At 72.2% G+C, this 23,332-nt stretch carries 13 protein-coding genes and 1 pseudogene; 3 read left to right on the top strand and 11 right to left on the bottom strand.

Annotated elements, in window-relative coordinates:
* Nucleotides 1-4: 4 nt before the first annotated feature.
* From P1V51_11085 to P1V51_11075, 3 genes are all read right to left on the bottom strand, one after another.
* On the bottom strand, nucleotides 5-373 hold the full coding sequence (locus tag P1V51_11085; GenBank protein MDF1563580.1) for a hypothetical protein: 369 nt from the start codon (nucleotides 371-373) through the stop codon (nucleotides 5-7).
* Between the two features lie 55 nt (nucleotides 374-428).
* Complete coding sequence (locus P1V51_11080) at nucleotides 429-2,270, bottom strand: hypothetical protein (GenBank protein MDF1563579.1); 1,842 nt, start codon at nucleotides 2,268-2,270, stop codon at nucleotides 429-431.
* A 233-nt stretch (nucleotides 2,271-2,503) separates the two neighbouring features.
* Nucleotides 2,504-4,822, bottom strand: a complete 2,319-nt coding sequence (locus P1V51_11075; protein ID MDF1563578.1) for an MMPL family transporter — start codon at nucleotides 4,820-4,822, stop codon at nucleotides 2,504-2,506.
* A 57-nt stretch (nucleotides 4,823-4,879) separates the two neighbouring features.
* On the opposite strand from P1V51_11075, the gene P1V51_11070 reads away from it, so the two are divergent.
* A complete protein-coding gene (locus tag P1V51_11070) occupies nucleotides 4,880-5,815 on the top strand; it encodes a serine/threonine-protein kinase (protein MDF1563577.1) in 936 nt (311 codons plus the stop codon).
* Here P1V51_11070 and P1V51_11065 read toward each other — a convergent pair whose 3' ends face one another.
* Nucleotides 5,816-7,291 (bottom strand): adenylate/guanylate cyclase domain-containing protein, encoded by a 1,476-nt coding sequence (locus tag P1V51_11065; GenBank protein ID MDF1563576.1) that lies wholly within the window; start codon nucleotides 7,289-7,291, stop codon nucleotides 5,816-5,818.
* Between the two features lie 68 nt (nucleotides 7,292-7,359).
* Between P1V51_11065 and P1V51_11060 the strand changes: the two genes are divergently transcribed.
* Together P1V51_11060 and P1V51_11055 are read left to right on the top strand one after the other, a co-directional pair.
* Entirely contained in the window at nucleotides 7,360-9,114 is a 1,755-nt protein-coding gene (locus tag P1V51_11060; GenBank protein MDF1563575.1) for a M14 family metallopeptidase, read from the top strand.
* Nucleotides 9,115-9,161: 47 nt separating this feature from the next.
* Nucleotides 9,162-9,344: pseudogene (locus P1V51_11055) on the top strand (PspC domain-containing protein).
* Between the two features lie 85 nt (nucleotides 9,345-9,429).
* On the opposite strand, the gene P1V51_11050 reads toward P1V51_11055, so the two are convergent.
* The 7 genes from P1V51_11050 to P1V51_11020 form a co-directional block, all read right to left on the bottom strand.
* Complete coding sequence (locus tag P1V51_11050; GenBank protein ID MDF1563574.1) at nucleotides 9,430-10,278, bottom strand: hypothetical protein; 849 nt, start codon at nucleotides 10,276-10,278, stop codon at nucleotides 9,430-9,432.
* A 76-nt stretch (nucleotides 10,279-10,354) separates the two neighbouring features.
* Nucleotides 10,355-12,925 (bottom strand): carboxypeptidase regulatory-like domain-containing protein, encoded by a 2,571-nt coding sequence (locus P1V51_11045; protein MDF1563573.1) that lies wholly within the window; start codon nucleotides 12,923-12,925, stop codon nucleotides 10,355-10,357.
* A gap of 321 nt (nucleotides 12,926-13,246) precedes the next feature.
* Nucleotides 13,247-13,888 (bottom strand): hypothetical protein, encoded by a 642-nt coding sequence (locus tag P1V51_11040; protein MDF1563572.1) that lies wholly within the window; start codon nucleotides 13,886-13,888, stop codon nucleotides 13,247-13,249.
* Nucleotides 13,889-15,856, bottom strand: coding sequence for an ATP-binding protein (locus P1V51_11035; protein ID MDF1563571.1), 1,968 nt, complete (start codon nucleotides 15,854-15,856; stop codon nucleotides 13,889-13,891).
* 48 nt (nucleotides 15,857-15,904) lie between these two features.
* A complete protein-coding gene (locus P1V51_11030; protein ID MDF1563570.1) occupies nucleotides 15,905-16,279 on the bottom strand; it encodes a hypothetical protein in 375 nt (124 codons plus the stop codon).
* Nucleotides 16,280-16,371: 92 nt separating this feature from the next.
* Nucleotides 16,372-19,035: a MopE-related protein gene (locus P1V51_11025; protein MDF1563569.1), complete on the bottom strand. Its 2,664-nt coding sequence runs from the start codon at nucleotides 19,033-19,035 to the stop codon at nucleotides 16,372-16,374.
* 87 nt (nucleotides 19,036-19,122) lie between these two features.
* Nucleotides 19,123-23,304 (bottom strand): hypothetical protein, encoded by a 4,182-nt coding sequence (locus P1V51_11020; protein MDF1563568.1) that lies wholly within the window; start codon nucleotides 23,302-23,304, stop codon nucleotides 19,123-19,125.
* Nucleotides 23,305-23,332 lie beyond the last annotated feature (28 nt).

Here is a 23,332-nt window from a genome sequence, read left to right as displayed (position 1 = left end):
GAGGCTAGGGCTCCGCCATCTCTTCCAGCTCCACCACGATGGGCTCGGCCCTCTGGGCCACCGTCACCTCGGTCCGCCACGTCTGCATGCCCTCGCGACGCAAGGTGATGCGGTGGATGCCCGGGGAGAGGGGGATGAACCGCGCCCCCGCCTCGCCGATGGAGGAGACCATGCCGTGCTCGTCTCCGTCCACCACGACGAGGGTGTCCTCGGGCTGGACCACGAGACAGAGGCCCGACGCCTCAGGGCAGGTCGGCGCCGGCGCCTCCGCGGGGCTCACCTCCGCCGCCGGCGGGGCAGCCTCGGCCTCCGGGAGCGGATCGGGCTCGGGCGCGGGGGTCGCGCAGCCCAGCAGGAGTCCCAGCGACAGCACCGCTGACCATCTTCCGACTCTCATCCCAGCTCCTCCATTCACGTCCTCGCCGCGCCTAGTCCCACTTCAGGCGCTTGGGGACCTGGATCTTGTCCTTCTTGACCGTGAGCTTCCGGCTGGTCGTGAAGAGCGGCTCGCGGGCCTCCCCGGTGTCGAGGAAGACGCCCCAGAAGTACACGCCCGGGCGGAGGTTGCGGACCCGAACCTCCTGGGCCTCGGTCTTCACCGAGCGGACCGCCTTGCCCTCGAGCCCGGGATCCCGATCGACGATCAGGTTGTAGCGACTTCCCCCGACCGCGGCCCGCCACGAGAAGCTGATCTCGGTGCTGGGCCCGAGGTAGGCGACCCTCGCGTCCGCCGCGGGAGCGACCAGGTAGTCGATCTCATCCTCGGCGACCACGTAGAGGCGCCGGTTGAAGCCGAACTCGCCCTCGCGATCGGCGGTGTTGCGGGCGGCCACCCGCCAGTAGAAGACCCCCGGCTCCGTCGGCCGGAAGACCGCGCCGGTCTTCTTCACGACCTCGGAGAAGCGCAGGTTGCGGAAGCCCTGGTCGACCGCCACCTCGACCCGGTAGGAGGCCGCGCCCTTCACCGCTCGCCACTCCAGCGCGGTCTCGAGGTCCTTCTCGAAGGTGAGGGTGGCGTCCACCCCGGGCGAGACCATCTGGGGGAAGTCGGGCAGGGTCAACGCCTCGCCCCGCAGCGAGCCTTCCGCGACGTCCTGGGCCTTGCCGGCCACCAGGGAGACGCTGCGGCCGCCGCGATCGACGAGGCGCGCGCTCCCCTTGCGGACGGCGACCTCGAGGGAGCCATCCTCCCGGCTGGTCATCCGGTACTGGACCGGCTCCTCTCCGGGATCCGACTCGATGCGTAGGGGCTCACCCCCCGCCTCGGCCACCACCGCCTGTGAGCCGCCCGCCTCCAGGGTGGCCGAGATGGCGCCGGTGACGACCTCGACGCGACCACGCTTGCCGGCCTCGCTCTCCTCGGCGGCCACCCGGACTGCCGCTCCCGGGTCGAGCTCGAAGAGCTCCCCCGAGGAGAGGCGCAGGCTCACCCGCCCCCCCTCGCTGCCCCGGACCTGGTCGCCCTGGCGCAGGGGCTCCCCTTCCCGCAGGGACACCCATGCCTCGGTGCCCGCCCGGCGGACCTGGGCCTCTCCGACCATGCCCACCGCGCAGCCGAGGGCCTCGGCCGGCATGGGAGACGGCGCCGCGCCGGAGAGGGGAGCGCACTCCCAGCTCGCCACGGGCTCCGGCTCCGGCTCTGGGGGCGCCGGGGTGGGCGGCGCCGCCAGGGCAGTCGTCTCCGGCTCCGTCGCCGGCGGCGCGCTCTCTCCCCCCTCGAAGAAGCTCCAGCCGAAGAGCGCGATCGACACCAGGCCGAGGCCGGCGGCGGCGGCGATCAACGCGAGGCGCCCTCGCCCCGAGCCGGAGGGCCGGGGGGTCGGCGTCGCGCCGAGATCTTCCGCGGGCGCCGCGGGCTGGCCCGGGGCAGGCCCGACCGCGGTCGGAGGCAGAGCAGGCGCCGGTGCGTCCTCGTCGAGGAGGGAGTCACCGATGAGGTCGGCGAGATCGACCTCCCCGTTCTGGACGGGAGCCGCCGCGGGGCCCGCTGCCCCGACGAAGGTCCGGAGCTCCTCGATCACCTTGGCCTTGTGGAAGGCGTGGAAGGAGATCGCGAAGCCCTCCTCGCCGGTGGCGAAGATGTTGGTGTGCAGCGGCGCCCAGTCCAGCCCCTCGATGCGCCCCCGGGCGTAGATCCGCCCTTCGCCCCAGGGGGAGTCGAAGGCCACGATCACCTCTGTCCCGATGGGGCTGGGTGCGTCGCCCTCGACGCTGAGCCCCTCCAGGCAGATGGCCTCGCTCGTCCGGGTGATCCGGTGTCCCTTGAACACCACCCGCACCCTCGCCTGGACCCAGTCTCCTCCCACCTCGGAGACCGGAACCCACTGAATCGAAGTGGCAGAGGATTCCATCCGGCTCCTGCAGCTTGATCACACGAGCAGGGGTCAGCACGACCCCTGCTTCTGAGCCCACCCCAGTAGAGCAATTCTAGGCGTCCTCCCGGGCCCGGGCAACCGACCGGAGGTTGGCCGACGGCCGCCTTCAGGAGCGGGTCGATTCTCGACTAGGGCTCGCGGCCGGCACGAATGGCGTCGCCCTTGCGATCCACGCCTCGCTCCATCACTCCGAGCTTCAGGAGCGCGGGCACCAGCACCAGGTCCGCGACCAGCGCCACCCCGAGCACCATCGGCAGGAGCGTCCCCATCACCCGGGTGCTCAGGTACTGGCTGCTCGCGAAGGGCGCGAAGCCCACAACCAGGATGACCGTGGTCATCACGATGGCCCGGCCGGCGAAGTGGAAGGTGTTCTCGATCGCCTGCTCGCGGCTCGCCCCCCGCTCCCGCTCGATGCAATAGCGGGTCAGGAAGTGGATGGTGTCGTCGACCCCGATGCCGATGGCCAGCATCGCGACCATCATCAGGTCGGTGTCCACCGCGGCGGTCGTCAGCGCCAGGTAGCCGCCGAGCGCCAGCAGCGGCAGGACGTTGGGGATCATCGACCAGAGCCCCATCCGCAGCGAGCGCACCGAGATGATCATCATGAACGCGATGACGGCCAGCGAGAGGCCCAGGCCCCGGCGCTGCCCGGCGATGACGTCGTCGAGCCACATGCCGAAGAGCAGGGTGTGGCCCGTCGCCCAGACCCGCACCTCCTCCGGGATCAGGCGGCGCCCGGCCTCCTCCAGCTTGCGGCCCACCTCGGCCGTGCTGCGGAAGCCCTCGTCGGGCAGGCGCACCGTCAGGTGCATCTTGCGGCGGTCGGCGTCGACCAGGCGCTCCAGCTCCTCCCCCCCGGACATCTCGAAGAGCAGCAGGTACTGGGCGAGGGCCTCCCGGGTCGCGGGCAGGGCGCCCTTCGCCCCGGGGTCGAGGGACCGGTGGAGCTGCTCCATCAGATCCACCAGCGAGAAGACCGCCGAGACCTCGGGCAGGGCGCGGGCCTCGGCGGCGAGCGCCGCCACGCCCTGCATCACGGCCGGCTCGAGCAGGCCGTCCACCTCGGGGGCCTCCAGGTAGAGCTCCATGATGTTCGAGCCGCCGAAGTGATCGATGAGGAAGTGGTGGTCCTGCCGCACCTGGTTGCGCGGCGCCAGGCGATCCGAGAAGCGGGTCTCGAGGTGGAGGGTGAAGAGGGAGGCGACGCAGGCCAGGAAGAGGACACCGAAGGCGAGCGCGGTGGGCAGCGGGAAGCGCAGGACCAGGCGCTGCACGGCGGCCAGCACACCGTCGAGGAGGCCCTGCACCCTGCCGGTGGTGCCCGCGCGCAGGGCCTTCGGCTGCGGCAGGAGGTGGAAGGCGATGGGGGCGAGGGTGACGGCCAGGAGGAGGGCCACCGCCACGCCGAAGCCGAGGATCAGCCCCAGCTGCCGGAAGGCCTTGGTGGGGATCAGGGAGAGGGAGACGAAGCCGACGAAGGTGGTCAGGGAGGTGTAGAGGCAGGCCCGGCCGACGTCGGCCGCCGCCTGACGGATGGCCGCATCCTTCTCGAGCCCCCGCTCGAGCTCCAGCAGATAGGCCGAGCAGAGGTGCACCACGTCCGAGAAGGAGACGATCAGGATCACCGCCGGCACCGTCGCCATCAGGATGTTCACCTGGGGGTCGATGGCGACGGCCAGGCCCATCGTCCAGAGGACCGCGACCAGCGCGATCCCCAGGGAGAGCATCGAGGGCCAGAGGCGCCGGAAGAGGGCCCAGACCGCGAAGAGCAGCACCACCGCCGAGATCGGGAAGATGCCCCTCACCGAGTAGAGGGTCTGGACGATCACCTCGGACATCACCACGATGGCGCCGGCCCGGCGGATCTCCTCCCGGGGGAAGCCCGCGTCGACGAAGGCGTCGAGCATCTGCCGGATGTAGAGATCGAGGCGCTCGGCCGCCCGCTGCCCGTCGGTGCGCAGCTCGACGACCACCGCGGTGTGGTTGCCGTCCCGGGAGAGGAGCGTGCCGCGGACCAGCGGCTCGTCCTCGAGCTCGGCCAGGGCCTCGGCGCCGCCGAGCCCGGCGCTCTCGATGCGGTCGACCCGGCTCTCCACCACTAGGTCGTCGTCGTCCGAGCGGATGCTCTGCACGTCCAGGATCGAGAGCACCCGGGCGACCTCGGGCATCGACTCGATCGCGCCGGTGGCCCGGGCGAGGGCCTCGCGGCCCTCGGGCTCGAGGATCCCCTTCGCGGGCAGGATGAAGACGCCGATCTCGTCGTTGCCGAAGGTGCGCGCCTGCTCGAGGAAGGCCTGGTACTCGGCGCTCTCCCCCAGGAAGAGCTCGGCCACCGAGGAGGCGATCACCGCCCGGGTGAGGGAGAGGAGGGAGAGCCCGGAGAGCAGGCCGATCGCGGCCAGCACCCAGAGCCTCCTTCGCAGGACTCCCTCCACGAAGCGTTCCATCGGGGCCCATCTTGCCCTGGAATCCGCCCCGGCGGGAACGATAGGGTGTCTCACGGGATGGAGAATCTGGGGGTCATCGCCTCGCGGCGCTTCGGTCAGTACCAGCTCGCCACCAGGGTCGGTGAGGGGGGCATGGCCGAGATCTTCCGCGCCGAGTACGTCGACGAGCGGGGCGAGCTGCGCACGGCCATCCTCAAGCTGCTCCAGAAGGGGGCAGACGAGGAGGTCACCGATCTCTTCGTGCTCGAGGCCGACCTGATGAACCTGCTGCACCACCCCAACCTCGTGGCCCGGCTCGAGGTGGGGGAGGCCGGCGGCCGGGCCTTCATCGCGATGGAGGACCTCTTCGGGGGCGACCTGCGCACCCTGATGTCCTCCCACCACCAGAGCTCGGACGGGGTGCCGCTGGAGGTGACCCTCCACGTGATCTGCTCGGTGCTGCGGGGCCTGGCCTCCTTCCACCAGGCCCGGGGGCGGGGCGGGCACCCCCTCGCGCTGATCCACGGCGACGTGAACCCCTCGAACGTCTTCCTCTCGGTGGAGGGCGAGGTGAAGCTCGGAGACTTCGGGGTCGCCACCATCGACGGCATCGGCGCGGGCGTGCAGCTCCCCCCGGGGATGGCCCTGGGCAAGCGTCACTACTTCTCTCCGGAGATCGTCGCCGGGGGCGAGCGCTGCCAGGCGGACGACCTCTGGGCGATCGGGGTGATGCTCTACGAGCTGGTGGTGGGCTACCGGCCCTTCGACGGAGAGGACGACCTGCGCCTCTTCCAGTCCATCGCGGCGGCGAAGGTCGACTTCCCGCCGGGGCTGGTCGACGAGGCGATGAAGAAGATCCTCCAGAAGGCCCTCTCCCGGGCCTCCAAGAACCGCTACCCGACCGCCGGCGCCCTCTGCGGGGCGCTGGTGCGCTACCAGCTCGACGAGGACTGCCAGCTGGCGCCCGGCGCCTTCGAGGGCTACCTCGCCGAGAAGCTCGGCGTGATCGCCTGATCAGAGGACGCTGTAGGCCTGCACCGGCTGCTGCCGGCCCTTCACCGGCATCGGCTCCAGGAACTTCAGCTGCATCTGATCGCCCACCCCGGCGGCGGTGTCGCCGCCGATGAAGACCTCGTCGGGGCCGGCCTTGGAGCAGAGGCGCGCGGCCACGTTCACCGCGTCACCGATGACCCCGTACTCGCGCCGGTCCTCCGAGCCGAGGTTGCCGGCCACCGCGGGGCCGGTGTTCACGCCGATGCCCACGGCGAAGTTCGAAACATCCATGTGCGCGGCCCAGGGCCGGTCGGCCCAGCGGACGCGCAGCTCGCGGACGACGTCCCGGATCTCCACCGCGGCCCGCACCGCCCGCAGGGCCTGGTCGGGTAGCTCGTTGGGCGCACCGAAGACCGCCATCAGGGCGTCACCGATGAACTTGTCCACCGTGCCCTCGTAGCGCTTGATGATCGGCACGGCCTCGGAGAAGTACTCGTTGAGCATCGAGAGCACGTGCTCGGGGGGCATCCGCTCCGAGAGGGTGGTGAAGGAGCGGATGTCGGTGAAGAGCACGGTCACCGTGCGGTGCTCACCGCCCATGGCGAGATTGATCTTGCCGGCCAGCACCGCCTCGACGACCTGGTCGGCGAGGTAGCGGGAGAGGTTGGAGCGGGCCTCGGCCTCCTCCCGCACCTGGTTCAGCAGGCGGTGGTGGGTCAGGGCGCTGCCCAGCTCGCCGCACATGGCCCGCGCCATCTCGATCTGCCCCTCCTCCGGCACCCGGCCGGGGGGGAACTCGACGTAGACCAGCCCCTGGGGGTAGCGCTCGCTCCCCGGGATCGGGATGGCCATGGCGATCCGGCCGTCGTGGTCCGGCGTCATGTGGCGGATCTGGGCGGTGGAGAAGGCCTGGTCCACCTCGCCGACCCGGTGCTGCGGGATGGAGGGCAGCCCCTGCTGGAACTGGATGGTGAAGGCGTTGGTGCGCGAGTCGTAGATCAGCACCAGCGCCCGGTCGGCGCGCAGCTTGCGGGTGAGCTCGGGGCCTGCGCCCTGGAGCACCATGTTCAGGCTCGTGCAGCGCACGAAGGTGTGCTGCAGGGCGAGGAGGGCCTTGGTCCGCTCCAGCTCGCCGAGGATGCGCTTCACCTCGACGGGGTCGACCGGCAGGCGCTCGCCCTCGCCGGTGATCTCCCGCAGCCCGGTGTCGAGCTTCAGGTCCAGGCGGTAGATCAGCTCGACGCTCCCCAGCTGCACGCGATCTCCCTCGGAGAGGGCGAAGGAGGCCACCTTCGAGCCGTTGACGAAGGAGCCGAAGCGGCTGCCCTCGTCCTGCAGGACGTGCTTGCCGCCGACGCGGTGGATGCGGGCGTGGCGGCGGGAGATCGAGGCGTCCGAGAGGACGATGTCGCACTCGGGGGCCCGGCCGATGTAGGTGGTCTCCTTCAGCTCGAAGACCCGCGGCCCTTCCGGGGTGTCCTGGATCAGGCAAGGCACGTGGGGATGGTAGCGGCGCTGCGACCCGGCGGACAAGCGTGGTATCTGACGGTCCACGGGAGGACCTCATGGCCCAGGATCCGAAGGATGGAATCGCCCGGCTCGGCCGGCTCGATCGCGGCTTCCGCAGCCGCTACCTCGATCACGCCGAGCTCACCGAGCAGCTCGAGGCCTGGGCCGAGGCCTTCCCCGAGCTCTGCCACCTCGAGGTCCTCGATCGCACGGAGGAGGGGCGGGAGATCTGGCTGCTGACCGTCGGCCGGGAGCCGGGCCGCCGGCGGCCGGGGGTCTGGGTCGACGGCAACATGCACGCCTCGGAGCTGGCCGGCAGCAGCGTCGCCCTCGCCATCGCCGAGGAGGCCCTGCGCCTGCACCTCGAGCCGGGGCAGCTACCCCTGGGCCTGCCCGAGCCGATGCGCGCGGCCCTGGAGGGTGCCCTCTTCTACGTCTGCCCCCGGATGAGCCCCGACGGCGCCGAGGCCGTCCTGAAGACCGGCCGCTACGTGCGATCGGTCCCGCGCGACGAGCGGCAGCAGCGCAACGCTCCCCGCTGGCGCTCGCAGGACGTGGACGGCGACGGCCTCTCCTTCCTGATGCGGGTGCCCGATCCGGCCGGGGAGTTCGTGGCCTCGGACGAGGTCGAGGGCCTCATGCTGCCCCGCCGCCCCGGTGATCCGGGCCCCTACTTCCGGCTCTACCCCGAGGGCGTGATCGAGAGCTTCGACGGCCACACCATCCCCGACCCCCACTACCTGGCCGACAACGATCCCGACCTGAACCGGAACTTCCCCTGGAGCTGGGCGCCCGAGCCCGAGCAGAGCGGCGCCGGCGCCTTCCCCACCAGCGAGCGGGAGAGCCGCGCGGTGGTCCGCTTCGCCAGCGAGCACCCCAACCTCTACGCCTGGCTGAACCTCCACACCTTCGGCGGGGTCTTCATCCGGCCCCTGGGGGACGAGCCGGACACGAAGATGAACCCGGGGGACACCGCCCTCTTCCGGCAGCTCGAGGTGTGGGCCGAGGGGCTGACCGGCTACCCGATGGTCAGCGGCTTCGAGGAGTTCACCTACGATCCCGAGCAGCCGATCCGCGGCGACCTCTCGGAGTGGGCCTACCGCAACCGCGGCTGCCTCGCGATGGTCTGCGAGCTCTGGGATCTCCTCGAGCGCATCGGCGTGCCGCGGCCGGACCGCTACGTCGAGCGCTACGGCCGACTGGAGCGCGATCACCTGCTGGAGCTGGGCCGCTGGGACCGGCAGGTGAACCAGGGCCGGACCCTGCACCCCTGGGTGGCGGCCGAGCACCCGCAGCTGGGGCCCGTCGAGGTGGGCGGCGTCGACCCCCGGGTGGGGATGTGGAACCCGCCCTACGAGCTGCTCGGCGAGGTCTGCGAGAAGCTCTCCGCCTTCTGGATGCACGTCGCCTCGCTCCTGCCCCGGGTCGAGGTGGAGGCGCTGCGCCTCCACGCGCTGGAGGAGGGCGCCCACCACCTGGAGCTGAAGGTGGCCAACCTCGGCTACCTCTCGACCGCGGGGCTGCCCTCGTCCGCCGCCCTCCCCCACAACGAGCCCCTGCTGGCGACCCTCGAGTGCCTGGATCCGGGGATCCGCCTGCCCCCCGGCACCCCGGACCGGATCGAGCTGGGCCAGCTGACGGGCTGGGGCCGGGGCCTGCACCACGCCTCGGAGGCCCTCTACTCCATGCGCAGCCGGGGCAGCAGCTGCCGCCGCACCCTCGGCTGGACCCTCCTGGGCGCCGGCAAGGTGAGGGTGCGGGTGGGCAACTGCCGGGTGGGCTTCTTCGAGCTGGAGCAGACAATCGGCTGAAATGGAGGCCCCGGCCTGCTCGTAGAGAGAGGTGAAAGGAGCTTCCAATGAAGAAGCAGCTTCGCCTCTCGAATCATGACCGGAAGATCTTCGGCGTCTGCGGCGGCCTCGCCGAGCACCTGGAGGTCGACGCCAACCTCGTGCGCCTCCTGGCCATCCCCCTCCTCTTCCTCACCGGGATCCTGCCGCTGGTGCTCACCTACCTCGCGGCCTGGCTGATCCTGCCGGAGGGCCCCGAGCTGCTCACCAGCCGCCGGACGGTCGAGGTCGAGTCCACCCCGGCCACCGACCACGCCGCGGCGTAGTGCCTTCGGGCTAGAGCGGAGCGCAGGCGGCCTGCTCGAGGCGGTAGTCGATCTCACCGACGAGGCCCACCGCGGAGAGGAAGACCAGCCCGGTGGCCTCGACCTGCTCGGGCCAGGGGAAGTCACCGCTCCAGGTCGCCCCCTCGTAGCTCGGCCCGCCCACCTGATCGCCGGGGGCCAGGAGGCCATCGACGGCCAGGTCGAGGAGGTGCAGCTCCGGGAACCCGCCCAGGTAGATCCGCAGGTAGCCGAGGGTCGGCGCCCAGCCGGTCTCGGTCACGACCTCGACCTCACCGTCGTCGAGGCCTTCCAGCCGGTGCTCCAGGCCGTCGGGGCCGAGGAGGTGGCCGGCGAAGACCAGCACCTCGAGGTCGGCGCCCACCCCGCCTCCGAGCACCGTCGGCTCGCCGTGGAGGGCGAGCTCGAGGCAGCCGCCGAGCTCGCCCCAGCGCTCCCTTCCCACCTCGCCCATCCTGTAGAGCTCCGCGGCCATCCGGTAGGTGGCGATCGGCGGCGGCGGGAGCCGGCAGTCGGCGGTGCAGCGGGTGGTCTCGCCCCCCTCGTCGCAGCTCTCGCCCGGGTCGAGGACGCCGTCACCGCAGCGCGCCCGCCGGCAGTCGTCGTGACAGAGGGCCGCGACGGGCCCGGGAGTGAAGAGGCCGGGGTCGCACTCCTCGCCCGCCTCGAGCAGGCCGTTGCCGCACTCGGGCTCCGGGCTCCCCTCCCCGTTCGGCGCGCCGGCGTCGAGCGAGGCCGTGTCCTCGGCCCCATCGGGGGGGCCGCGCTCGAGATCCGTCACCCCGCAGCCCGAGAGCAGGAGCGCTCCGGCTGCAACGGCCAGCCATCGTTCCCCCAGCATGAGAACAACGTGGGGACGAGAGGGGCCGGCGACAACCGCCCCCTTCGTGCGAGGGGCGGGACCGGCGTTTTCGGGTCTAGCGCCGCCTACGCTTGGCGCTGACGCCCAGCAGCCCCAGGAGGCCGAGGAAGGTGAAGGCGAGGCCGGGGGCGCCGCCGCCGGCGCTCTGGCAGCCCAGCGCGCCCGCCTTGCGGGTGACGTCGACGGTGGCCCGGGCCAGCTCGGCGCCGCTGGCGTCGAAGGCCACGGCCACCAGGTGGTTGGCGCCCTTGGCGAGGGTCACCTCGCTGCTGAAGTCCTCCCCCACCAGGGTGGCGTCCTGACCGGAGACCACGACGCGCACGACGACCTCCGGATCGACCTTGCCGGTGACCAGCACCCGCTTGGCCTCGATGAGCTCGCCCGCCGCCGGGAAGGTGATCTCCACCACCCCGTTGCCGGCGCTGCTGCCCTCGAGCGCCAGGCCGGCCTCGACCCGGGTGCGGGAGCCGGCGGTGACCACCACCGCGTTCTGGTAGGGGTCGAAGCCCGGGGCGCGGATGGAGAGGAGGTAGTTGCCCACCGGGAGGTCGAGGTCGAAGGCGCCGGCGGCGTCGCTCTTGAGCTGCCGGTCCTCGGGGCCGGTGAGCTGGATCGTCGCGTCGGCGATCCGCACCTCGGGGCCCCGGGCGGCGTCGTAGACGAAGCCCCGCACGCCGCTCGCCTCCTCACCCACGTAGGTCACGGTGAGGGTCTGGGTGCCGACGTTGTTGAGGTCGTCCGCGGCCTCGAAGACGATCTGGTTCTCGCCCGGGGTCAGGAAGGTGGCGTGGCGGAAGGTGCCGTTGGTCACGGTCACGTCGCTGCCGTTGGCCCGCAGGTAGGCGATGGGCGAGTCGTCGACGATGGTGCCCACGACGATCAGCTCGGGGATGTCCACCACCGCGCCGTCGGAGGGGCTGGAGATCGTCACGATGGGCGCCGCCCGATCGTCGACCCCGACGGTCGGGCCGCCGAGGACCATGGTCGAGCCCCAGGAGACGGCGCTCTCGGTGACGGTCACCGGATCGGGCCGGGTGGCGTCCTGGTAGCCCGCCGCCGAGGCGGTGAGGGTGTAGGTGCCGACCGGCAGGTCGATCTCGTACCAGCCGCTGGAGTCGGTGCTCGCGCTGCGGCCGCCGGGAGAGAAGGTCACGGTCGCCCCGGCGATGCGCTTGCTGGCGTCGCCGACGTTCACCGCGTAGTCGTCGAGGGTGGCGCCCCAGAAGACGACGCCCTTCACCGTGCCGGTGGAGGTGGCCGCCGGGGTGAGCATCACGCTGCCCCAGGCGGTGGTGCCGGCGCTGACGTCGCGGGCGAGGGTGCCGCTCTGGTAGCCGGCGGCGGTGATGGTGGCGGTGTAGCTGCCCGCCGGGACGTCGAACTGATACCAGCCATCGGCGTCGGTGGTGTCGACGTCACCGTTGGAGAGGGTCACCGTGGCGCCGGAGATCCGCTTGGCGGTGTCGTTGATGTCGGCCGCGAAGTCGGTGCCCCAGAAGACCGCGCCCCGCAGGGTGCCGTTGGTCGCCCCGCCGCCACCACCGCCGCCGCCGCCGCCGGAGGCCGCCAGGGCCACGAAGGCGTCGAGGGTCGGGTAGAAGGCGTTGCCCGGGCAGGCAGTGGAGGCGCCGGAGAACTCGCGGTGACCCTTGATGGCGGTGCGGTCGATGGAGATGCCGTAGGTCGACGAGAGGGAGCGGACGATCCGCGCGCCGGCGTCGAGCATGGCCTGGCTGGGGACGATCGAGGTGAAGTCGCCGATGAAGGAGATGCCGGCGGTCTGCGTGTTGTGGTTGGCGACGTGCGCGCCGATGTAGGTCTCCTCCCGCGCCTGGTAGACCTCGCCGTCCTGGCCGATGAGGAAGTGATAGCCCACGTCGCACCAGCCCCGGCTGTCCATGTGGTAGGCCTGGATCTGCCGCACCCGGCGGGGCATGTCGTAGGTGTCGTTGTTGGGGGTCACCGTGTGGTGGATGGCCATCCGCACGGGGGTGTGGCGCGAGGTGCACTGGGTGGCCCGCGCCCCCCACTGGGAGCGCATCACCGCCACGCCGTCGGCGGCCAGGTTCGAGCGCAGCTGACCGAGGCCCTCCGGGGCGTCCTGCAGCTCGGGCTCGAAGCCCGGATCGAGGCCGGCGAGGGGCTCGAAGGTGAAGACCTCGAGGGAGAGGAAGGAGAGGTCCTCCTCGGCGATCCCCGAGAGGCGCAGGCGCAGGAAGCGGCTGCCGTGCTCGAGGTCGACGTGAGCGTTGTAGGCGAAGCCGTCCTGGTAGGTGATGGTGCCGTGGTGCCAGGGACCGAAGGCGACGCCGTCCGGGCTGCCCGAGGCCTCGATGACCGGCGTGCGGTGCGCGTCGATGCGCAGGCCCACCCGGTTGAAGCTGCGCTCGCCGGTGCCGAGGATCTCGGTGGTGAAGCCGCCCTCGGCCGCGCCGCTGAACTGCCGGTGGAGGAGGTCGTCCTGGGCCAGCAGGAGGGTCAGGCCCTCCTCGTCGGGCCGCACCGCGTCCTCGAGGAGCTGACCCGCGCTGCCGCCCTGGCAGCCGGCCAGGAGCGCGAGGGAGAGCACCGGGAGCAGGCCGATGAGCTTGCGGGCGAGAGCGGGGACGACGAAGCGGTGAGCCATGCGCTTTCCTCTTGCTGCGAGTCTTCCGGAAGGGGCCCGGAACCGAGGTGTCCTCATAGCAGCGTCCATGCCAGCGCCAGGGCGCCGGCTGACCGGGCTAAGTACCTGAATTTTCGATGAAAGCAATGGGTCCGGGGGCGCTGGAGCACCACCCGACGCGCACCGGGGCTCCCATTGCCGCGCCCGGCGGGGGCCCCAGGGGGTCAAATCATAGTATTTTCAGATACTTGAGAGATGATCGTTCAGCTTGCGGACGGTGTCTGCAAAGAGATCACTCCCGGAGCCGGGGCGTAACGACTCGTTACCGGCTCTGCGGCTTCCCTAGATGCCCCGGCGGGTGACGAGCTCGGCGATCCAGGCCCGATCGGCCTCCTCGACCGGCCCCTGCCCGCCCGAGAGCGCCTCCCCGAGCGCCTCCAGGCGCTCGCGCTGCTCGGCCGAGAGGAGGGCCCCGAAGGTCGCCCGCAGGAGCGCGGCGATCGCCCCGAGGTGACCCCGCAGCCGGGAGGGCTCGGGGTCGGCGGGGAGGATCAGCGCGGCCTCCAGCGCGGCCCAGGTGCCCCCGAGGTCGGCGGCCTCGGCGGCGTCGCGGGCGCGATCGAGGGCGGCCTCGGCCGCGGGCCAGCGATCGGCGACCTGCCGGCGGCGCTGCCGCCAGTAGACCAGCCCCCCGAGGAGCCCGGCGCCCACCGCCGGGGCCAGGGCCAGGGGACCGAAGATCTTCACCAGCCCGAGGAGCGCCAGGAGCGCGCCCCAGGCCCAGATCGGCGCGCCGAGGAGGCGGCCGGGCATCGTGCGCCACTCGCAGATCAGGCCCGAGGCGAAGAGCAGGATCCCGAAGGCCAGCAGGCCGCTGTCGTCCGCGGTGACCGCGCCGCCCACGGCCAGGAGGCAGAAGTAGAAGAAGCCCGCGATGCCGAGGGCCACGAAGGTCCAGCCGTTGAGGAGGCTCGAGCCGACCATCTAGATCCCGTGGCCCTTGTAGGCCTCGCTGTCCCGCCGATCCTCGAGGAGGTCCTCGATGGTCTCGATGTCGAAGGGCTTGTTCACCAGGGGGACGTCGATGCGGGCCAGCTGATCCCGCGCCCGCTCGGTGAAGGCACCGCCGGAGACGAAGACGAAGCGCGCGGCGAGCTCGGGATCCCGCTGCAGCACCTTCTGGTAGATCTCCGGCCCCGAGAGGTCGGGGATCATCAGGTCGCAGAGGACCAGCACGAAGTCCCGGTCGCGCTCGAGCAGGCTCAGGGCCTCTCCCCCGCTCGTGGCCGAGACGACCTCGTGCGGCGAGAGGGCGATGGCGAGGGTCTCGGCCAGCCGCTCCTCGTCGTCGATGAAGAGCATCCGCAGGGGCGAGACCGCGTAGGTGGGCCGCGGCTCCCGGCGGACGACCCGCTCCTCCTCGGGGCGGGTCTCCGGCCTGGCCTCCGGGAGGAGCACCCGCATCGTCGTGCCGCCCGCGCTGGGGTGAGCGGAGATCGTGCCCCCCAGGGAGCTGACGATGCCGTGGCAGACCGAGAGCCCGAGCCCGGTCCCCCGACCCGTCTCCTTGGTGGTGAAGAAGGGCTCGAAGATGTGATCGATCACGTCGGGCGCGATGCCGCCGCCGGTGTCGCGGACCTCGACGATCACGCCGCTCTCGGTCCGGGTCACGCCCACCTCGATCAGGTTGTGCTCGGCGTCTCCGTCGGGGATGGCCTGCGCCGCGTTGAGCAGCAGGTTCAGGAAGACCTGCACCAGGCGGGGCTCCTCCCCCCGCACCCGGGGGGTCTCTCCGTAGTTCTTCACCAGGTGCGCCCGGTGGCGGATCTCGTTCCAGGCCAGGGCGGCCGCGCTGTCCAGCACCCGGGAGAGGCCCGAGCTCCCCTCCGCGAGGGCCGCCGGCCGGGAGAAGGTGCCCAGGTCGGAGACGATCCTCCGCACCCGCTCGGTGCCCTCCAGGGCGTTGCCGAGGGCGTCGCGCTGGATGTCCAGCCAGCTCTTCCCGCCGGCGACCTCGGTCTGCTCGAGCGCCCGGCTCGAGCGCGGGAGGGTGCGCAGCGCGTACTCCAGGCTGGCCATGACGTAGGCGAGGGGGTTGTTGATCTCGTGCGCGATGCCCGCGGCGAGGGTACCCAGGGAGGCCATGCGGTCGGCGCGGGAGAGGACCTGCTGTGCCCGGCGGGCGTCGGTGATGTCCTCGACGATCCCCACGCCGCTCTCGACCTCCCCCTCCTCGGAGAGGATGGGCGAGAAGGCGACCCGCACGATGCGGTGCCGCCCACCGGTGACCGAGGTGTAGTCGCCGTCGTAGATCGTGCGCTCGCCCGCCACGGCCTGCTCGACGCAGCGGACGATCTCCGCGTTCGGCAGGGTCCGCATGTCCAGCCCGATGAGCATCTGGCGGCTGGAGCCGAGGTTCTCCACGAAGCGCTCGTTGCAGGCGGTGATCACGCCGCGGTTGTCGAAGTGGAAGATGCCCACCGGCGCGTTCTCGAAGACCAGCTGCCAGGAGGGCTCGGGGCGCTCGCGCCCGGCGCGCAGCCGGGTCCCGCCTCCGTCGAAGTCCACGAGCTCCGGGGGGCGGCGCAGGAGGATCACGTGACAGCGCTCGCCCGCCTCGCTCAGCAGGGTGGAGGCCGTCACCTCCATCTCGAGCACGACCTCGTCCTGGCGCCGGAGGGCCTGGCGCAGGGGGCGCCCCCCGGTGAGCTCGGTGTGCTCGCAGATGCGCGCCGCCAGCCGACCCTCGGGCCCGAGCTCGAGCCCGTCGACCGGGTGGAAGAGCTCGATCAGCGTTCCCTCGGCCGGGCGCTCCTCCGGCCAGGCCAGCAACCGCCGGGCCGCCGGGTTGAGGTAGCAGAGCCGGTCGTCCTCGGTGACCCCGAGGACGGCCTCGTGGAGGCTCTCGAAGGCCTGCGGCCAGGCGCAGGGATGAGGAGAGGAGACGCTCATGAGCCCCGTAAGGCTACCCGATTTCGGGAGGGCCGTTCGAGGGCTTCTCTAGCGGCGCGCGAACTGCCGGGCGCCGTCCTCGGAGAGGAGCACCCAGAAGCCGTAGACCCCCAGCAGCGCGGGCCAGGAGAAGGTGACCACCTGCGAGAGGCAACCCAGGAGGGCCAGGAGCCGGCCCCAGCTGCGCCGGGCGAAGAGCCCGTAGGCCGTCGCCAGGGAGAAGAGCCCCGCCCCCAGGAGCGAGGCGCCGAAGCCGGCGCCCAGCCAGCGCATCAGGTGCCCGTAGCCGATGAGGTCGAGGATCTCCCGCAGGAAGGAGCCGACCGAGCCCAGCCCGATGACCAGCACCAGCACCCCCAGGGCCGCCGTGAAGAGGCCGAAGAGGGTGTAGAGGAAGCCCAGCGCCGATACGTGCTTGCTCATGGTCGCGTCTCCAGTCTACGGGATCCTACGCGCACCTCGCCTGCAGGATCTGCCGGCTCAACCCCCCCGACGTCCGGGGAATTCCCGGCCGGTCAGGGCTTCTGGGCGGTGATGGGCCAGCTCTGACTCACGCAGGGTGCGCCGAGGAGCCCCCCGAAGCAGTCGCACTGGGAGCCGACGAAGGTCACCGAGTAGGTCCCGGTCCAGGTGTTCGCGTCGGTGAAGGTCCCCGCGACCCGGTAGATCTCGGTGCAGCCGCCAGCGATGGAGCCCTGGTCGTCGAAGCTTCCCCCGTTGCAGGAGGTCGCACCGCCGATCATGGGGACGGGGTCCGACGGGGCCGAGGTGGCCAGCGCGCCGTCGTTGGCGAGGGTGAAGGAGGAGACGGTCACGCCCACCAGCCCTCCGCAGCAGGAGTAGGAGAGGGTCGGGCCGCCGGCGATGATCGAGTAGGTCCCGTCGGGATCGCAGGCCCCGCAGACCCCGCCCTCGTCGGTGCTGCCGTCGCAGTCGTCGTCGAGGGTGTTGCAGATCTCGGTGCCCGGCGTCCCCGGGGTGGCGTCGCACTCCACCCCGGTCAGGGCCGCGTCGCAGACGAAGCTCCCGCTCCGCGCGCACTCTCCGGTGCCCGAGGTGCAGGCCGCCCCGAGGGTGGGGAAGGTCTCGTCGGTGCCGCCATCGCAGTCGTCGTCGAGCCCGTTGCAGAGCTCGCTGATCGGCCCGCCGGGCGTGGCGTCGCACTCCACCCCGGTGAGGGCGGCGTCGCAGACGACGTTCCCGCTCCTCGCGCACTCTCCGGCGCCCACGCTGCAGGCCGCCCCGAGGGTCGGGAAGGCCTCGTCGGTCGCGGTGTCGCAGTCGTCGTCCACGCCGTTGCACAGCTCGGTGGTGGGGGTGTGGTTGCCCGGATCGGGCTGGTAGCCCGCGCTGCCCATGCAGATGTCCTGGTTGCCGGCGCAGGCGCCGTTCTGGTTCACCGAGGGCACCGGCCCCAGGCCGTCGTCGTCGAAGGTGTCGCAGTCGTCATCGAGGCCGTTGCAGATCTCGGTGCCCGGCGTGCCCGGGCTGGCCGAGCACTCGGTGCCGGTCTCCGCGAGGTTGCAGACCACGATGCCGTCGGTGCTGCACTCACCGATCCCCACCGAGCAGAGGGTGTCGAGGGAGGGGAAGGCCTCGTCGGTCTGCCCGTCGCAGTCGTTGTCCACTCCGTCGCAGAGCTCCGGTGCCGTCGTGTCGGGCTGGCAGGCTCCCCACTGTCCGTCGCCGTTGAGGGGACAGCTGCGGGTGCCGGTGCAGCCCGCGGTGGTGGTGCAGGCCTGGGGCGCCACGTCCTCGTCGGTGGCGCCATCACAGTCGTCGTCGATGCCGTTGCAGCTCTCGGGGTCGACGAAGTCGGGGTTACAGCTCGACCAGCCCCCGCTCCCCTGACAGGCGCGGGTGCCGGCGCAGCCGTTGATGGTGCAGGTCGGCGCGCCGAGCCCCTCGTCGGTCTGCCCGTCGCAGTCGTCATCGACGCCGTTGCAGGTCTCGGTGTTCACGGTATCGGGCTGGCAGACGCTCCAGTCGTTCGGGCCGCCCCCGAGGCAGGTCTCGGTGCCCACGCAGGCGTTCACCGTGCAGGCCTGCTGCAGGTTCTCGTCGGTCTGCCCGTCGCAGTCGTCGTCGACGCCGTTGCAGGTCTCGGCGCTGGCGCCGGGGACCACGCAGGGACCCCACTCGCCCCCCGCGACGCCCGCGTCCTCGACGCAGGTCGAGGTGCCCGCGCAGGCGCCCGCCCCGCAGGGCGCCGAGATGCCCTCGTCGGTGGTGCCGTCGCAGTCGTCGTCCTCGCCGTTGCAGGTCTCGGTGCCCGGCCCCGCGGCCCCCTCGCAGGGACCCCACTGCCCACCGGCGCAGGTGCGGGTGCCCGCCACGCAGCTCCCCTCGCTGACCCCGCAGGGCTGGGTCGCGTCGTCGATGCACTCGGGGGGATCCTGCTCGTCGTTGTCCACCGCGTCGAGGCAGCCCGGATCGTCGGGGAAGTCGGTGAGGCCGTCGCCGTCGTTGTCGATCCCGTCCGCGCAGAGGGCGACCGGCGCGGGGATCAGGGGCACGACCTTCTGCTCCCCGGCGGCGTCGTTGGAGAGGATCACCATCCGCCCCTGATCGGGGTTCGTGCTGCGGGCGTAGTCCACCTGGACGGTGAGGCTCTGGCGGTAGGGCAGCGCGGTGGGGATCCCCGTCGCGCGCACCGAGAAGTCGGGGCTGCCGAGGGGATCGACCCCCACCGAGCGCAGGTCGAGGTGGGCCATCCCGTCGTTGCGCAGGGTCACCCCCACGGTCTCGAGGGGCTGGTCGCCCACGACCACCACCGGATCGGGATCCGCCACCAGGAGGGCCTGGATGGGCCCGCCGTGGAGGTCCACCCGCAGCTCCGGCTCGAGGGGGTCATTGGAGGTGAGCAGGAGGACGGCCGAGTCCTCGCCCTCGTCCGCCGGCGTGAAGGCCACCTCCAGCTGCGCGCTCTGGGAGGGGGGGACGGAGAGCTGCGCCCCGACCACCGCGAAGTCGGGCGAGCCCTCCTCGATGGTGGCGGTGATCTCCAGGGTCTTGAGGCCCGGGTTGTCGATCTGCAGGCCGCGCACCTCGCGGGTGGCCTCGGGGATCGCCCCGAAGTCCAGCGCCGTGACCTGCACGCTGATGACGGGGCGCCCGGACTGCAGGCCCGCGCCACCGCAGTCGCAGCCCCCCACCAGGAGCAGCGCGACGGCGCTCACGGACCCGACCCAGGCGCAGAGCGCAGACCCGTTGATTCCCCTTCCCACGCGCCGGATTGTATCAGGGCCGTGGACGGCCCCGCCAACTCAAGGCTCGGTGGGGGCCTCCTTCCCGGCCGGCTTCTCCTTCTTGGGCGGCGAGCGCCACAGGCCGTCGGCCTTGAAGCACTCCCAGATCCACCTCACCCAGCCCAGGAGGGCCACCGCCAGCCAGAGGGCCCAGGCCAGCATCAGCAGGGTGTAGACGATCCTCGGCACCGACCAGATCGTGGCCGAGGTCAGCACCGGCTCCGCGCGATCGACGAACCAGTGCAGGGCGTAGCGGTCCGAGCCGTTGCCGCTGATCTGCATGTCCGGCTCGCCGAGGAGGCCCTGGCTCACCGCCACCACCAGCACGATGGCGACGACCCCGGCCCAGCCCACCAGCAGGAGCTGCCGCAGGTTGAACCAGTTGCGCGAGAGGTCGGTCTTCTTTCCGCGCCACCCCACGAAGAGGAAGAAGCCGGCGACGAAGGCGCCGACCCAGACCGAGGACTGGGTGAAGCCGATGCCCAGCAGGGCCCAGTGGTGCACCCGCAAGGGGGTCAGGGTCACCCGGTCGAGAACCCCGGAGGCCAGGAGGAGCACGATGAGCAGGCTCCAGAAGAGCACCGCCGGCCCGGCCACCGAGCCCCAGGCGAAGAGGATCCACCGGCCCTCCGGGGGCTTCACCGTGAGCGCGGCGTTCACCGAGGGCGTCCCCAGGTCCACCGGGCTGGTCTCGTAGACGAAGGAGGCCGGCCGGGTCTCCCGCCACTCCAGCTTGATCTGCTGGGCGCCGGGGCGCAGCGGCAGGGTCACCTCCCGCTCCTTGGCGCGCAGCGGCTGCTCCGTGCCGTCGATGTACACGCTCTGGAGCTGGGAGCCCTCGGGGAGGGTGAGGGTGTGGGGCTCTCCCCGGCTCGCCCGGATCGAGAGCTCGAGGGTGGCGTCGGTCACCCGCCGGCCCGGCGAGATGGTGAGCTTGCTGTGGTCGATGGTGAAGCGCTGACCCTCGGCCGCCGCCGGCCGCACGACGGTCAGGCCCACGGCCTCACCCGGCCAGGGGCGCCACTCGCGCACCGGCACGTCGGCCTGGGTGTGGATCGGCGGGATGCCCTCGGCCTCGACGTGCCAGACCGGGCTGGCGTCCATCCGCCAGACCTCGATCCACTCGGTGGTCTCGGCGGCCACCAGCTTGAGCGCGTCGCGGGGCTCGAGGACCGACTGCCACTCGAAGTGGCTGGTGCCCGGCGAGAGGTTCACCAGCACCTTGCCCTCCTCGGTGCGCAGCCCGTCGGTGGTCGGGCTCTCGCCCTCGAGGAGGGGCACGGCCACGACCACCGCCGAGTCCGCCGGGGTCAGGCGGGTGAAGGTGGTGTCCACGGTCCAGTCGAGGCCGAGGTGGAGGTGGCGCTCGATCCGCACGAAGGCCGGGAGGGTGCCGGCCTGCAGCTCGCCGCTCCCCTCCCCCTGGCCGCGGATGCGGGAGAGCTGGAGGGAGTCGTCCGCCACTCCGTCCTCGTGGAGGCCGTCGAGGGTCCAGCCCTGCACCCGCTCGCTGACGTGGAGCGGCCGCAGCCCGAGGGGCAGCTGCACCGTCTCGCGCGCGGGCAAGGGGCCGGTCGCGAGCACCTGGTGCTTGCCCGCGGGCAAGAGGAGCCAGAGCTTGCCGTCCGCGCCCCGGGCGAGGCCCTCGGCGTCGCTGCCGTCGAGGAGGACCCGCGAGGGGAGCCAGTGCCGGGCGTCGCCGGGCAGGGGCACCGCGGTGTCGGCCGCCGCCGAGACCTCCAGCCGCAGGGTGAGGGCCGCCGGGGTCGCGTCCAGCTGCATCCGGTTGAAGGAGGCGCAGGTGGGCGCGCAGCGCGGCGCCTGCAGCAGCCGCTGCTGGAGCTCGCCGAGGAGCTGCGGCGAGGGCAGCTCGGCCCGCGCCGCGGCGGGCAGGAGGAGCAGCCCCAGGAGCAGCGCCGCGGCCGCCCCGCCGGCGCCGAGGTCCTTGAAGCCCGCGGGCCGGAAGGCGCCGAGGACGCAGAGGACCAGCACCCCGAGCAGCGCCACCCGCAGGAGGGCGAGGAGCAGGTTCAGGGTGGGCGAGAGGAGGGAGAGCTTGAGCTCCTGCTCCTTCGCCACCGGCCCCGACCAGGTCAGGCGCACGTCCTCCCACTGCCAGCGCGGCAGGCCCGGGCCGGTCTGCACCACCGAGTTGGGATCCACCTGGTAGGAGAGCGAGGCGGCCTTGTCGTAGGAGCGCGAGGAGAGGCCCCAGGAGCGGCGGCCCTTCTTGCGCTCGAAGGTCTGCTCGAGCTGCTGCGCCTGCTGGGCGAGGTTGCCGACGTCTTCGCTGGTCATCTCCTCGAGCTCGATCAGCTCGCCGGCCATGTCGCCGCCCTCGGCCCGGCCGTCGTACTCGTCCCAGGCCTCGGTGGGCGGCTCCATGGCGCCCTTGCCGGCCATCGGCGCCGCCGCGCCGATCGTGGGGAGGTCGAAGGTGTAGCCGCCGCCGCCGTAGCCGCCGTCGATGGTGGACCAGGAGCGCTCGAGCATCGGGTACATGCCGGTGCGCACCTGCATCACCATGAAGGCGATGGTCCACACCACCAGCACCAGCACCGAGAGGCCGCGCAGCGACCAGGCGGTCTTGCGCAGCCAGCCTCCCGGCAGCGCCCGCCAGAGCGCCTCGAAGGTGAGGACGAAGGCCCAGACCCAGACCGGCCCCTCGTCCGGCAGGATCAGGGTGAGGGTGACGAGGGCCACCGCACCCCAGCGCCAGCCGAAGAGCTTGCCGAGGGCGAGGGTGAGCACCAGCACCAGGAAGAGATCGAGGAGGGTCCAGGACTCGATCCAGACCGAGTCGTCGGGCGAGGTGCTGTCCACGCCCGAGACGTGGAAGAGGCGCCAGCCCGGCGGCAGGTGGAGCTGGCCGCTCACCCGCTGGAAGTCGTGGTTCCACCCCACCGCGGGCATCCGGGCCGCCGGGGTCTCCAGGCGGCTGTCGGCGATGACCTGCATCTGCCGCCGACGGACCTCCACGCCCGAGGGCTGCCCCTCGCCCAGGCGGGTGATCAGCTGCTCGCGGCCGTCGACGACCACCCGGCCCAGCTCGGTGGGGGCCTGCATGGTCAGCCGCCAGCCGCTGTGCATCACGCCGGTGATCCGGTCCTGCACCGTGACCCCCTGCCCGTCGAAGTCGAGCCACCACTGCCGCTCGAGCTCCAGCTGATCCGGCGCCGGATCGACGTCACCGCGGCGCTCCTCCTTCAGGGTGAGCTTCGCGCCGGCCTGCAGGCCATAGGCGGGCAGCCCCTTCCACTCCTGGGGCAGGCGGGTCTGCTGCGGATCCACCGCCGGCGCGTCCTGCACCTCGACCACCCGCAGGTCCCGGCGCGCCTCGAAGACCCAGATCTCCTCGGCGGGCCAGGGGGCAGGCAGCTTCGGCGCGCCGAGGGACTCGACGAGATCGGGCTGCCGGGACTCGACGGTGATCGTCCAGGTCCCGGGCCGCACCTGCATCCGCAGCTTGCCGTCCGCCTCGATGCGTGCGGGCAGCGGCGCCGAGAGCCCGGTGGGGATGCCGTCCTGGAGGACGACCGGCCCGAGGAGGACCTCGCGGTTCTTCCCCGAGACCCTCACCTCCAGGCGCGTGGTCACCCGCAGGGGGACCTCGTCGGTGAGCTTGCGGTGCACGAGGACCTCGAGCCGATCCTCGGCGCGGCTCTCCTCCTGCTGCTGCTGGAGGAAGACCCGGCCGTCGGCCTCCCGCTTCGGGAAGGGGATGGCCTTGCCCTCCACCGAGAGGGAGAGCAGCCCGGTCTGGGCGGGGACCTGGAGCACCTCGGGGAGGCGGTCCCAGAGGAAGCTGCCGCTCACCGTGTGGCGCCCCGCGGGCACCTCGATGGCGAGGTCCTCCCCCCGGGGGAAGACCGCGGCCGGGCGGCCGTCGAGGAGCACGTCCTGGGCGGGGTGCTCACCGCCGCCGGGCAGGCGGAGCTCCCCGGGCGCCGAGAAGGTCCAGACCTGGGTGAAGCTCCCGCCGGAGGCGCTCAAGGTGAGCTCGAGGGAGGAGGGCCAGCGGCAGCGCCGGCTCCCCGAGTTGCCCTGCTCGAGCGGGCAGAGCTGCGCCTCCTGGCCCTCGAGCACCCAGGCCTTCCAGTCCGCGAGGGCCGGCGGCACGACGGGCTCGGCGGCGGCGACCGGGAGCGAGAGACCGGAGAGGACGACGAGAGCCGAGACGACGGACAGGTGGCGAGTCATTCGCGCTTCCCCCTTTTCGCTTTGGAGC

It is taken from the genome of Deltaproteobacteria bacterium, assembly GCA_029210625.1.
In the GTDB taxonomy this organism is placed as follows: Bacteria; Myxococcota; Myxococcia; order SLRQ01; family SLRQ01; genus JARGFU01.
The sequence above is the reverse complement of the archived record's forward strand: the minus strand, read 5'-3'. Positions and strand labels throughout refer to the sequence as shown.

Bases quoted from the DNA above. Each gene is read 5' to 3' on its own strand.
- P1V51_11070 (MDF1563577.1), top strand. From the start codon at position 4,880: ATGGAGAATCTGGGGGTCATCGCCTCGCGGCGCTTCGGTCAGTACCAG.
- P1V51_11035 (MDF1563571.1), bottom strand. From the start codon at position 15,856: ATGAGCGTCTCCTCTCCTCATCCCTGCGCCTGGCCGCAGGCCTTCGAG.
- P1V51_11060 (MDF1563575.1), top strand. From the start codon at position 7,360: ATGGCCCAGGATCCGAAGGATGGAATCGCCCGGCTCGGCCGGCTCGAT.
- P1V51_11020 (MDF1563568.1), bottom strand. From the start codon at position 23,304: ATGACTCGCCACCTGTCCGTCGTCTCGGCTCTCGTCGTCCTCTCCGGT.
- P1V51_11075 (MDF1563578.1), bottom strand. From the start codon at position 4,822: ATGGAACGCTTCGTGGAGGGAGTCCTGCGAAGGAGGCTCTGGGTGCTG.
- P1V51_11030 (MDF1563570.1), bottom strand. From the start codon at position 16,279: ATGAGCAAGCACGTATCGGCGCTGGGCTTCCTCTACACCCTCTTCGGC.
- P1V51_11040 (MDF1563572.1), bottom strand. From the start codon at position 13,888: ATGGTCGGCTCGAGCCTCCTCAACGGCTGGACCTTCGTGGCCCTCGGC.
- P1V51_11045 (MDF1563573.1), bottom strand. From the start codon at position 12,925: ATGGCTCACCGCTTCGTCGTCCCCGCTCTCGCCCGCAAGCTCATCGGC.
- P1V51_11050 (MDF1563574.1), bottom strand. From the start codon at position 10,278: ATGCTGGGGGAACGATGGCTGGCCGTTGCAGCCGGAGCGCTCCTGCTC.